This is a genomic window from Nonomuraea monospora (genome assembly GCF_039531895.1).
Classification (GTDB): Bacteria; Actinomycetota; Actinomycetes; order Streptosporangiales; family Streptosporangiaceae; genus Nonomuraea; species Nonomuraea monospora.
Genome location: NZ_BAAAQX010000006.1, coordinates 52,675 through 65,061 on the forward strand (window position 1 = coordinate 52,675; position 12,387 = coordinate 65,061).

General features: G+C 69.5%; 6 protein-coding genes and 1 pseudogene. 5 read left to right on the forward strand and 2 right to left on the reverse strand.

The window, feature by feature from the left end; genetic code table 11:
• Positions 1 to 19 precede the first annotated feature (19 nt).
• The 4 genes and pseudogenes from ABD331_RS13690 to ABD331_RS13700 all read left to right on the forward strand — a co-directional run bounded on the left by ABD331_RS13690 (position 20) and on the right by ABD331_RS13700 (position 6,200).
• Positions 20 to 2,158, forward strand: a complete 2,139-nt coding sequence (locus tag ABD331_RS13690; RefSeq protein WP_344474350.1) for a hypothetical protein — start codon at positions 20 to 22, stop codon at positions 2,156 to 2,158.
• 75 nt (positions 2,159 to 2,233) lie between these two features.
• The gene (locus tag ABD331_RS13695) at positions 2,234 to 3,313 is read left to right on the forward strand and encodes a macro domain-containing protein (protein WP_344474352.1); all 1,080 of its coding nucleotides are present in this window, start codon (positions 2,234 to 2,236) and stop codon (positions 3,311 to 3,313) included.
• Positions 3,314 to 4,176: 863 nt separating this feature from the next.
• A pseudogene (locus tag ABD331_RS60915) lies at positions 4,177 to 4,515 on the forward strand (pPIWI_RE module domain-containing protein); the annotation flags it as partial.
• A gap of 14 nt (positions 4,516 to 4,529) precedes the next feature.
• Positions 4,530 to 6,200, forward strand: a complete 1,671-nt coding sequence (locus tag ABD331_RS13700; protein ID WP_344474354.1) for an RNaseH domain-containing protein — start codon at positions 4,530 to 4,532, stop codon at positions 6,198 to 6,200.
• 165 nt (positions 6,201 to 6,365) lie between these two features.
• On the opposite strand, the gene ABD331_RS13705 is transcribed toward ABD331_RS13700, so the two are convergent.
• Entirely contained in the window at positions 6,366 to 8,891 is a 2,526-nt protein-coding gene (locus tag ABD331_RS13705) for a DUF262 domain-containing protein (RefSeq protein ID WP_344474356.1), read from the reverse strand.
• Between the two features lie 342 nt (positions 8,892 to 9,233).
• Complete coding sequence (locus ABD331_RS13710) at positions 9,234 to 11,504, reverse strand: catalase (RefSeq protein ID WP_344474358.1); 2,271 nt, start codon at positions 11,502 to 11,504, stop codon at positions 9,234 to 9,236.
• Positions 11,505 to 11,727: 223 nt separating this feature from the next.
• Between ABD331_RS13710 and ABD331_RS13715 the strand changes: the two genes are divergently transcribed.
• Entirely contained in the window at positions 11,728 to 12,378 is a 651-nt protein-coding gene (locus ABD331_RS13715) for a uridine kinase family protein (protein ID WP_344474360.1), read from the forward strand.
• Positions 12,379 to 12,387: the final 9 nt, after the last annotated feature.

A 12,387-nucleotide genomic window follows, 5' to 3' on the forward strand; every position in this document is an offset into this window, starting at 1 on the left:
GTCAGATATAGTTACTTTCATGATCCAGCCTGAGGTGTCCAGCCCGGCTCAGGAACGCAGGCTCGCCGCGATCGCGGCTGCCTCGGCGACGGCTTTCCGGCACAGCGCCTACCACCAGGTGAGGGCGGAGGACGTGGCAGAGCTGGTCCGTCTGCCCAGGAAGGGCACCCGGGGCAAGGCCCGCAGTGCGGTATGGCTCTACAACGAGGTGCGCAGCCGCCGCGTCCTGGTGGCCCTGGCGCTCAAGTACGCGTTCGAGGAGTTCGCCGCGGACGACCCCGAGCCGAGCCCGCCCGAGACCGTCACCGACGCCGAAACCCTGGTCGCCGTCGCTCTCCACCGGATCGCCGCCTTCAGTCAGGCTGAGCGGTTCCTCGTGGGCCAGGTCAGGCTCGGGATCGGGGACATCTCCACCTCGGAGAAGCGTCCCGCCCCCCAGCAGAGCTCCCCCGCGTGGCCGGACGGGCCATACGGGCAGGCCGCAGAGTCGGGGTGGGAAGGGCGCGTGACCGCCTACGCGCAACATCTGGCCGCCCGGATCGAGACGGCGGTGTCCGCGGTCGCCGTGCCGCCGGAGGGCTGGGCGCGCAGGAGCGCGGAGCGGCTGTCCGAGCTGGCCTTCCGCGCCTTGGCCGACGACGCGGACGCGGCGATGGAGCGGCAGGCCGAGGCGCTGGCCGCGTACTGGTTCGAGCGTGACGTCGTGCCACTGGCCGGGGAGTGGGCGAGCAGGCTGCGCACCGCCGAGCGGGCCGCCGCGCTGGCCGTCCACGACCACGCGGGCCCCAGGATCAAGGCAGCCGCCCTGGAGCAGGTCCTGCGCATCCTCATCGACGGCACGCCGCTGACCGCGCGCGCGATCCGCGTGGCGGCGGAGCTGGCCCAGCTGCTGGAGTCAACGGCCGGACGCGGGGATTCGGTCGGCGACCTGCGCCTGCTGTGCGACGTCGAGAGCCGGCACGGACTCCTCCTGCTGCGGCTCGGCGACCCGGCGGAGGCGCTCTCGCGGCTGGAGCGGTCGCGCGAGGTAGCCGTCAAGCTCCCGGACGTGGAGGAGGCCGAGTCCTACATCGCGCGGGCCGAGCACAACATCGCCGACGCGCTGATCGCCATGGGACGCCCGGCGGAGGGCGCCGCGCTGCTGCGGAAGGTCGAGGCGGCACGGGCCTCGGACGTTCCCGCCGAGGGGGTGAGCCCGCGGTGGCGAAGACTCACCCTCACCAGGCAGGCCGCCGTCAGAGCCGCGATCAGGTCGGGGCGCGTGGTCCGCGGTGTCCTGCTGGCGGAGGAGGTGCTGCGCGACCGCGTCAAGCGGCTCGGACCGGGCAACGTGAACACCGCCTCGGCACGGGTGGCCCTCGCCGAGGCCCTGCTCGCGGCAGGCGACCCCATCCACGCGCGCAGGCACCTGCTCGAGGCCATGAGCTGCCGGGCGCAGCACCTCCCGGCCAACGGTTACTGGCGCCAGTACGACAACGTGCGGCTCGCCGAAACCGAGCTGACCGCGGGCTTCCCCGCCCTGGCCGTCAACACGCTCGCGGAGTCGGTGGTCAGCACCCCGTGGTTCAGGCAGCGGGTTTCGAGGCGCCTGTCGGAGGAGGCCGCCATCGTGCACGCCCAGGCGCTAACGGCCTGCGGTTCCGCAGAGGCGGCGCTCGGCCTGCTCGACCGGCTGTCCCCCGGTGACAGGGGGGCCTCCCGGGCCAGGGCCGAGGCACTGCTGTCGCTCGGCAGAGCGGACGAGGCGGCGGCCGTTCTGGAGTCGGTGGCCGAGATCGAGCGCAAGCTGGGCGACGACTTCCCAACCCAGGCGCACACACTGCTGCTGGCCGCCCGTACAGCCGATGCCCGCGGCCGGGCCGCCGACAGCGAGAGCTTCGCCGCCGCGCTGGAGGCGATGGCCGGCTCCGAGCTGGACCCCCAGCACCCGATCGTGCTGGCGGGACGCCTGGCCACCGCGGCACGGCGGGTCCAGGCCGGCCTGGTCGGCGAGGTCCCGGGCCTGCTGGGGCCGCTGCTCTCACGCACGCCGCTCGACCACGCGCGCCCCGCGCTGGCCGAGGGTCACCCGCTCCTGACCGAGGCCAGGGCACTCGCCGCCCGCCTCGGCGCCCCGGTGCCGGTGGCGACCGCGGACCAGCTCTGGGAGGACATCTGATCGCAGGCCGCCAATCAGTGCTTCGCCCGTACGCCTGACCTGTGCACCCCCTCAGATCGATGCGACGATGATGCAATGGCACCCGCGATCCGTCACGCGGATCTCGTCGCGGAGCTGAGAACGGTGCGCGAGCGAGGGTTGCTCCGGCTCCGCCATACACCGCTGCCCGCGTTGACCGCGGCAGCCGCCGCGCTCGGCTCGCCGGTCGACGCCGAGATGGCGCCTTCCTCGATCGCCTCCCTGCTTGGCCACGTGGTCAACGGCATGGGCGACGGCACACTCGCGACAGCTTGCGCATACACGTTCGGGGTCATCGCAGGCACCCGCGACTGGCCTGCGCAGAGCCGCAGACGGCGCGCGTCGGAAGTGTACGCCGTCTCGCCGGAGCGCTTCCGCAAGCACCACGAGCGGATGATCATCGAGTACGCCGCCGAGGAGATTCTGCGCCTGTGCGGCGGGCAGGCTCGCCTTCCCACCGATGAGGGTCTGCCGCTGGGCGCCCGCCGCCGGCTGTTCCTGGGCCCGCCCGGCCGCGAGCGGCACGTGACCGTCTGCCGCATGCCCGTGCAGGCGCTGCGTGACATGGACATCCTGGTCTCGTCCGAGAACGTGTACCTGGAGATGTCCAAGACCTTCAAGTCGTCCCTGTCCGCCAGTCTGCGCTCGGCCGCCGCGCGCAGGAACGACGTCGGCGAGCTGATCGACGACGTCCTGCAGCGGGAGCTGCACGACTGGTCGCGCGCCCATGGCCGCGAGGGGCTGGCGGTCGCGCCGGGCACCGTGGTCGCCACCTCCTCGGGAGAGCTGGCCCGCACCGGGATCCGGCGCATTTACCACGCGGCGACGGCGATCCCGCGTACTCACACGAACGACTACGACGTCGAACCCACCGGGGTCGTGCGCGCGGTGGGCAACGCGTTCCATCTCGCCGGGCAGGAGCGGGACAGGTTCGCACCGCCTCTCCGGTCGATCTGTTTCCCGCTGTTCGGCGCCGGTCGCGGCGGGCTGGACCCCGGGACGAGCTTCGCCTATCTGTGGGCGGGGCTCGAACCTCAGCTGTCGGACGGCTGGGAGGTGTACCTGCTGACGCGCAGCACGGCGAGTTGCGCGGCGGTGCTGCGCTCGCTGACGGACCTCGGCGCGCGGCCCGAGTGACACCCACCGCGCGGTTCACGGCGCGTCCAGTGATGGCCAACGGGACATCAAAGCCGGAGCGGCCCCCGGGAGGCGCCGATACATTGCGCACGCGAAGGATGGATCGCATCACGGGGGCAGGACATGCGCAAGAAGATCGAGTGGGTTCGCGGACGGGTGCCGGTTCGCGCTCTGATACTGGTAGGCGGAACCGCCGCCGCCGTGGCCGTCGCGGTGGCCGTAGGCGGGAGGACGACCACGTCCACCGGCCGGCCGGGCTCCCCTCCGCACCCCGCCGGCGCCCAGACGGACGTCATCCGCGACGGCGCTCCGGCGGCTGTTCAACCGTGGCGCGAGCCGGGCCGCCCGGCCGCCGCTCGCGCTTCGGCGCCGACCGCTCTTCCGCGTGGTGCGGCCGCGGGTCGAAGCGACGAGGCCAGCGACGCGAAGGACGTGAGCGTGGTCAGGGATCGTGGGCGCGCCGACGAGCCGCATGGTCACCGCGAACTCGTACAGCCACGACGGCCGGCCGGCACCGCAAGCGATCAGCGGCCCGGTCCTCGGGCGAAGCGCGGACAGAACGGTCCGTCCCCGCACTCGCCGGTGCCCCATGGACGCGATCAGGGCTCATCACTGCTCGGCCTGAGGTGCGATGAGATGTTCCCGCCACGTCAAGCGGAGTTCCGGATGCGCAACGTCGCGTGTCATCGCCTCCTGGGCTGAAGCAGCGAATTGCTCCGCCCAGGTGCGATACGCCGTTCAGGTTGATTCGCCCTGGATGAGCCGGCCCTCGCCCACCTCGGCGAAGTCGGCCTCGGCCGGCTCACGGCGGGGGAGGAACTGGGCCAGGCGATCGTAGGAAGCGGGCAGGTCGAAGCGGACCGGCCGGCATCCTGCGCGGAATCTCGCTGGCCGAGCCCTTCCCCGGCGCGGACGACATCCTCTCCCATCCGGAGGCGTGGCTGGAGCAGGGACTGCGCGCGGGCATCGTGTACAGCACGGCCATGGGCGGCCACCAGGTCAAGGCGGGACTCATGTCGCATCAGCGATCTGAACTCACCGAGTGGGCTGAGCAAGCCCTTCCTTCCGAGGTGCGGGCGTCCTCCGCATTGGTCCGCACGCGGCGGGCGAGGTCTGCCAAGCCCCTCAACGCTCCTCCCACCGGCGTGAAAGGGAGGACAAGCCCGAAGAAGACGCCCGCAGGGCGGAGGAACGGCGGGTAGGCGCAGCCTTCGCGATGTCCTTGCTGACCCCGGAGGCCGATCCGGGAACGCTTCCCACGCTGGAGGCGCGGCTGCTCTGGCAGACCCGCGAGCTACGCGAGGCAGCGGTCACGGGACTCGTCGAACGCCTCGGGTCGAAGGGCGACGGCGGCGCCTTCACCGAGGCGCACTACGAGACCGCACGCCCCGGCGAACCGGTCACGCTTGAGTGGCAGTCCGCCGAGCTCAGCGTGCGGCTGCGCTGTGTCAAGCTGACGGCCGGCCTCGGAGAAGGGCTCGCCCTCCCGTCGAAAGGAAAGCACCGGACCTCCTCGGCGATCGGCGCGGCCGTCCGTGACCGGCGGGCCAGCGCCCGCTCCTGGCTCGCCGACGACATCACGGGCACGGCTCCCACGCTGGCGCTGGTGGAACTCGACCGCAGGGCCGACTTCGAGACCGGCGACCACGACCCCAAGTTCGCGCTCAGGCTCGGCTTCGCGAACGCCGGCGCGGTCACCCAGTTCGTGACCGTGCCCAAGAAGGCCGGGCGATACAACTCGATGAAGACCCTCGATCACCGCGTCTCCATGGCCTGGGACGACGGCCTGCGACAGCTCGGCATCCGGGTGCACCCCGAGCATGGCCTCGGCGATAAACTGCCTGCCGGGCTGCGGTACGCCGCTGTCTGGCTCGTCAGGAAGAATCGCACGGCACGCAATAGGTGGGCGGCGTACGTCCCGGTCGCCGTACTCGTGACTCCGCGGAAAACGGGCAGTGGCATCGCCTGTGTCCAGGGCTGGGATCCCGAGTCGAACGCGTGGATCCCGTACCCCGCATTGCTGCTGAAGCTGACGCGGCTCGCGGAGGTCGCCGTACCCGGCACCGGGAACGGCGCGCCGGGCGGCTACTACCGCGCCATGGACGAGCAGCGGCGCGACATGGAGGAGTGGCTGCAGAAGATGCTGCGCTCACTGCGCGGCGCTCCCACGCTGCTTCTCGCCCACGGGCAGAACGCCCGCTCGCACTGGACATGGCTGCAGGACGGCCACGTGGAACCGGACCGCATCCGCGACGGCCACGCACCGCCTCGGCGGCTGCACCCGGACCTGCGGCTCGTCCGCGTGCGGACCGTGCAGGGCCGGGAGACCCCTCAGTGGTGGGGCGTCAATCCGAGGGACGAGGCGAACGGACTGCCTTCCCATCTGTGGGTGCCGCAGTGCGACGGGACGAGCCGCGTCTTCTACAGCACCACCCCCAAGCCCGTCCAGTTTCAGACCTCGGCCATCACGGCTGACAAGCTGGCCCCTCGCCGTGGCGGCGAGCACAAAAGTGACACCAGAATCGATACCAACATCCCCGGCTGGAATCCCGGGCTGGTGGAGATCGCCGTTCTCGGATGCCATCAGGACGACGGTGACGATCCGGAATCGCTGGCACTCGCCGTTCATCAGCTGCGTCAGCCGCCCGACTACCCGCAGTCCCTTGCCCTGCCCCTGCCGCTACATCTTGCGGGGCTTGGCCAGGAATACGTTCTGCCGACGCTTGCGGAGGAGGCCGAGGATGAGGTTCTCGCTGTCGAGGACCCACAACCCGCAGATGCCGACGTGACCCCAGATGATGACAGCGCCCCGAGTCCGGACATGGCAGCGGGACTCTTCACGGAGCCGGATCCTGAGGAGGATCGGCAAGCGTCACCTGACGCGTGAGGTACAGGCTGGAAACCTGATCATCGGCGACTTACTTCGGCTGTTTCGCTCACTCGGCGAGGGTCCTTGCCGAGTGAGCTTGCCCACTACCCGCGCGTGGCCGCAGGGCCCTCGAATGAGCTAGGGCCGGTGCCTTACCGTCCCACGAGTGGACCACGGAGCCGTTCACCCTTCCGATGCGGTCGCTGTGGCCCTGAACCAGTCGAGAACCGCAACGACCACGTCAAATACCGCAACGCTCGCCAGCTGGCTGTTCTTAATGGAGGGATGCAGCTCCAGCTTGGCAACGGGGATGTCCACGCCGGGTGCGTCGTTGAGCCGCTGCCGAAGCTCCTCTCGCAGCGCTAAATCGTTGAACGGCTTGCGGTTGCGCAGCAGTCCGAAGGGGATCTCGGCGCTCTTGGCGTAGAAGCGGATGGGGTACAGGGACTGTCCGCCTACCTTGACGATCGGCGCGCAGGAGGCATTGGCGGAGGTGCCGTACTGAAGCTCGCCACCCCGCGAGCGCCAGTGCTCCAGCAGCCGCTGAACCGCGCCGGCCGCCTGCGGCCCGCTCTGATCGTTGAGCTGACGCAGAAAACGCTGTTCCAGTGCCGTCAGCCCCTGCGGCGAGAGGGACTCATCGCCGATGGCCTCGGTCTCGGCAAGATCGGCGGCGATCGGCAGGCCAAGTAGCTCGGCGATGTCACGCACGCTCAGGTGCTGGTCCGCGGAGGCGCGTCCGGCTTCGTCGAAGACAAGTCCTTCCGCGCGCAACACCTCGCGCACGTCTCGATCGTCGTCGGGATCGATCCAGCGAAAACCGTCGGACACCTGTCCCGACCTGGTAAGTACCCGATGCGCGTTGAGGACCGGGACGCTTGCCAGATGCACTCCGACGGGCACCGGATGCGAGCCGATCAGTTCGGCGAGATCTGAGTACGAGGTCCAGGTGGCGGTCGGCAGAGCGGCCAAGGCGCTGTGCAGTTGTGTCCAGTCGCGAGAGGCGGCGTTGCCCCGGCCTGACTCCTCCGGCCCGGGCCAGATGGCTATCGCCCGGTTCGCCAGGCGATCGGCACGAGCCAGAATCTCGGCCTTCCCCCAGCGCTCGCAGGCGGCGATCTCCTGGTTCATCACCAGCCCGCTCTGGCCAAGCTGTTTGCGTTTGGCGGCGAAGGAGTTATTGCTCAGCTCGGAGTTGTAGCCGCTGAGTGTGAGGTTGCCCAGAGTGTGTACGAGCTGGCGATGCAGGAGATCGGCGTCGTCTCCCCCGTCGGAGAGTTCACCCAGCCAATCAGCGGTCAAGGACTGCGGCAGGACGTGCTCGATGGTGATGCGCTTGTCGGCGAGGTCCACCCGTTCCTTGCTGCCCAGCGACTCCTCGATGCGCCGTAGGACGAGTTTCTGCTGCACCGTACGTCCCTGCCAGTAGAAGGCGCGGCTGCGGACCTCCTCCCCCAGCTGCTCATCCGAGGGCCAGTACAGTCGGGCGGGCGACAGCGCGATGCGAACCGCCTGTGGCACCTCCTCTTCAGCCACCAGCTGGACGGCGAGCCGCTGAAAGATGCGGTTGAGGTTGCCTGTGGTGACTCCGGCGATCAGGCGCCGAACGAGGAAGCTCTCGACATAGGCCAGCGCTTCATCCACCTCCTCGTCGCCGATGTAGTCGTCCTCCCGCAACTCCAGCAGGCGCATCACCAGCGGGTAGACGGTCGAGGCCTGCCACTCCTTGAGGAAACGCAGACGCCCGGCGAAAGGCAGGTCGTCGGCGGGGAAGAGGATCTGCTTGAGATGCCGGGCACGCCGGTACAGGTCGCGGGCATACTCCTCGATGCGGTGCTCGTCCCCGGAGAGCGCCAGGAGCAGCTGCTGGTGGCCGCGGTAGACGGCGTTGTACTGGGCGTCGTCGCCTTCCTTCAGCACCAGCACCAGATACATCAGCTGTTCCATGGCCTTGGCGTCCAGCAGGTCCTGGATCGGCTTCCAGTACTCGTCGTAGACGTGCTGACCCCGGGTCGGCAGGCACATGAAGACGTAGTTGCGAATCAGGTCCACCTGGCTGAGCCGCATGCCCGTATTGTTGATCGACTCGAAGATGCGGAACGCGTTGTCGTCCTTCTCCACCAGGATCTGCACGAGGTTGAGCCGGTTCAGCAGCACCGACTCCACGCGCGCGATGTCGTGTGGGTCAGCCGGATCGTCGAACTCCTTCAACATCCCGCGGAAGAACTGGTAGGCGTTTCCGATCAGGCTGTCGGACTTGCCCTCCAACTTGCCGTCCACGCAAGCCTTGAAGGCCGTTCGGTCCGCTTGGGTGGGCAGGAGCCGGTAACGCAGCTCTCCCTGCTCGAACTTGTTGATCAGGTGCAGCTCGTTGATGCGTTCCAGAGCTGTTGGATCCTCGGCCACCAGGTGGTCCCGGATCGCGCAGAGCGCGAGCATCAGGGTGGTGAGGCGTTGTTGTCCATCCACGATGATCCATTGGGATCGACTCGGCGCCAGCTCTGGCCCCGGAGCGAGGACCACCGATCCCAGGAAGTGGCTGGGTGCATCTTGCCGCTGCTCGGCCAGCACGTCGACCTGAGCCGTGATATCGGACCACAGTTGGGTGAGCTGCGGACGTTCCCAGGTGTATTGACGCTGATAGAGGGGAACCAGTAATTGCTGGTCGCCCTGGATGAGCTTGCGAAGGGTGGTTTCGTGTGCCTTCATGCCGTCCCATCATCATTGTCCGAGCAATCGGTGAATTCAAAGACACACAACTTACGACGCGCTGCTTCTGGCCGCAAACCGTAGAGGACCCTTCATAATCTTTGAGGCAGTCGACCCTGCGCAGTAGCTGCTCATTCCATTCGCTATCCATCGCGCCTGACGTGGCGCAGTGGCGGCACTGCGTGAGAAAAATACGCATACTACGCATATCGACACTTGGTAAGGCAATGCGATTGCTCGCATGAACGCGATACCGCGCGGCGAACGGCGGTGTGGGATCAAATCTCACCCGCCACGAGGGGCCGCGGCGTCGTCCGCGCGGCCCCTCGTGCGGTGCGATGGTCAGGCGACGTCGGCCGCCGTCGGGAACCGCTCCCAGACGCGGTGCGCCGCCATCAGCCCCACCACGTCACGCAGAACCTGCTCACCGTCCCCGCCGACGACCACGCCGGGAGCCTGTTCGACCACACCCGCCTGCGCGAGCACCTGCCCCGCCGTGCCCCAGCCGCCGATCGCCTTGGCGTGCCGGTAGACCTCCTGCACCATGAGGGTCACGCGCGGGTCCACGGGCTCGTCCGGCAGGCGGTTGCCGGCCTTGGCGTCGCGCGCCCCGTAGGCGTCCTTGCCCGGCATCGGCGCTCCGGCCAGCAGCAGGGCGTCGAACTCGACCGAGCGGGCGGTGAGGAACGTGCGCTGCACCGGCATCGTGCCGAGCATGCCGCCCTTGGGGGCGATGATCAGCGGCACCATGCCGGCGGACAGCACGGCCTGCCGCACCGCGCCCACCACGCCGAGGTCGCACGACTCGTCGGCGACGATGCCGATGATCCGCCCGTCGGCGGGCCACTCGTGGCCCACCTGCGACAGTGCGGGGCTGGGCGCGGGGTCGGCCAGCGGCTCGGACGGGGCGGGCTCGGGCAGCCCCAGCCCCTGCGCGACCTCACGGCACAACACCGGGTCGATGTTGGCCAGCACCCGGAGCTGCCGCTCCTTGATCGCCTGCTCGTAGCACTTGCCCAGCTCGAAGGTGTAGGCGTCGATGATGTGCTCCCGCTCCGGGGCGGACATGCTCAGCCAGAACAGCCGCGCCTGGCTGAAGTGGTCGGCGTACGAGGCCGGCGCCTCGCGTACCTTCCGTCCCGAGACCTCCAGCGGCACCTCCACGTACGCGCCCTCGCTCGCGCCCGCGTGGAACGGGCAGCCGCCGTCCAGCGAGTTCGGCTTGTACGGCGCCACGCCCCGGTGCACCGCGTCCTGGTGCCAGCCGTCCCGCAGCATGTCGTTGATCGGGGCGTGCGGCCGGTTGATCGGGATCTGCGCGAAGTTCGGCCCGGCCAGCCGGGTGATCTGCGTGTCGAGGTAGGAGAACAGCCGGGCGGCCAGCAGCGGGTCGTCGGTGATGTCGATGCCGGGCACCAGGTGGCCGGTGTGGAAGGCGACCTGCTCGGTCTCGGCGAAGTAGTTGGACGGGTTGCGGTTGAGCTCCATCAGGCCGACCGGCTGGACCGGCGCCAGCTCCTCGGGCACGATCTTCGTCGGGTCCAGCAGGTCGATGCCCTCGAACATCTGCTCAGGGGTGTCAGGGAAGACCTGGATGCCCAGCTCCCACTGCGGGTACGCGCCCGCCTCGATCGCGTCCGCGAGGTCGCGGCGGTGGAAGTCGGGGTCCACGCCGCTGATCATCTGCGCCTCCTCCCACGTGAGGGAGTGGACGCCGAGCTTCGGCTTCCAGTGGAACTTCACCAGCGTCGTCGCGCCCTCGGCGTTGACCAGCCGGAAGGTGTGGACGCCGAAGCCCTCCATCATCCGGAAGGAGCGGGGGATGCCGCGGTCGGACATGTTCCACAGCGTGTGGTGGGTGGCCTCGGTGTGCAGCGAGACGAAGTCCCAGAAGGTGTCGTGGGCGCTCTGCGCCTGCGGGATCTCCCGGTCGGGGTGCGGCTTGCCGGCGTGGATGACGTCGGGGAACTTGATGCCGTCCTGGATGAAGAACACCGGGATGTTGTTGCCGACCAGGTCGTACACGCCTTCCGTGGTGTAGAACTTGGTCGCGAAGCCCCGCGTGTCGCGTACCGTGTCGGCCGAGCCGCGCGAGCCGAGCACGGTGGAGAAGCGCACGAAGACCGGCGTCTCGGCGCCTTCCGCGAGGAAGGCGGCCCTGGTGACGTTCGAGGCGGTGCCGTAGGAGCGGAACACGCCGTGCGCGGCCGCGCCGCGGGCGTGCACCACGCGCTCGGGGATGCGCTCGTGGTCGAAGTGCATCACCTTCTCGCGCAGGTGGAAGTCCTGCAACAGCACCGGGCCGCGCGGGCCGGCCTTGAGCGAGTGGTCGGTGTCGCGCAGCCGTACGCCCTGAGCGCTCGTGAGGAACGCACCCGTCTGCGCCATCGCCGCCTGCGGCGCGCCGGTCGGCTCGCCGGTCGGGGAGCCGGTGTCCGGGCCCGTCTGGTCAGGCTTCGGGGGCAACGGCTCACGCGGCTCGGTCGGCTGCTCCAGCGAGGCCGGCTCGCTGTTCGGCACGCCGGGGATCTCGGCCTTCGGCGCCGGGCCGCCATCGGATACGGCGTCCACGACCTTTCCGACGGCGGACTTGATCGGGTTCGACTCGGTCATTCTCTATCTCCTCAGCACACGCCATGACATCTGCGGTTTCCGTCAGGCGTCGCCCGCTACCCAGGTCATGGGACGCCATTCCGCCGGGTTCTGCCCATTCGAGTGATCTCGTCACTCGACCTTGCGTGATCTTTGCTCGTGGATCGGCGGCTGCTGAACGGCGTGTAAGATGCCCAGCTCGCGGCGGCCCGTCCGGGCAGGTCCGTATCTCAGGAGGTTGCCGATGCGTCTGCATCCGGGCGAGACCATGGCCGTGGGGTGGCGGGTGGTGACCCTGCTCGACGCCGTCCGGCAACTGTGCGACGCGTCACCAGGCGTGGCCGGACGGCCGAGGGTGATCGCGATCGACGGCCGGGGCGGCGCCGGCAAGACAACCCTGGCCGGACGGCTGTGCGAGGTGGTGGCCGGTTCCGCCGTCGTGCACACCGACGACGTCGCCTGGAACCACGCCTACTTCGACTGGGGCGCCCTGCTCGCCGAGAACGTCCTGCGGCCCCTGCACCGGGGGGAGGCGGTGGACTTCCGTCCCGCTGCCTGGATCAGCCACGATCGGCCCGGATCGATCACCGTGCCCGCCGGCGTCGGCTTCGTCTGGGTCGAGGGCACCGGCGTCATCCGCGAGGAACTCGCCCCGTGGCTGGACGCGTCGGTGTGGATGCAGGGTGACCTCGACGAGCAGGAGCGCCTGCTGCTCGTCCGCGACGGCGACTCCCCCGCGCAGCGGGAGCACGTGGCGAACTGGCTGCTGGAGGAGGTGCCGTTCCTGTCGCGCGAACGGCCGTGGGCGCGCGCCACCATGATCGTCGCGGGGCCTCCGCACCTCGAACACGACCCCGGCACGGAGGTGGTCGTCGCGCCGCCGGCCGATCGCTAGACCGGCATC

Bases quoted from the DNA above. Each gene is read 5' to 3' on its own strand.
- ABD331_RS13705 (WP_344474356.1), bottom strand. From the start codon at position 8,891: ATGAAGGCACACGAAACCACCCTTCGCAAGCTCATCCAGGGCGACCAG.
- ABD331_RS13700 (WP_344474354.1), top strand. From the start codon at position 4,530: ATGTCCTTGCTGACCCCGGAGGCCGATCCGGGAACGCTTCCCACGCTG.
- ABD331_RS13690 (WP_344474350.1), top strand. From the start codon at position 20: ATGATCCAGCCTGAGGTGTCCAGCCCGGCTCAGGAACGCAGGCTCGCC.
- ABD331_RS13715 (WP_344474360.1), top strand. From the start codon at position 11,728: ATGCGTCTGCATCCGGGCGAGACCATGGCCGTGGGGTGGCGGGTGGTG.
- ABD331_RS13710 (WP_344474358.1), bottom strand. From the start codon at position 11,504: ATGACCGAGTCGAACCCGATCAAGTCCGCCGTCGGAAAGGTCGTGGAC.
- ABD331_RS13695 (WP_344474352.1), top strand. From the start codon at position 2,234: ATGGCACCCGCGATCCGTCACGCGGATCTCGTCGCGGAGCTGAGAACG.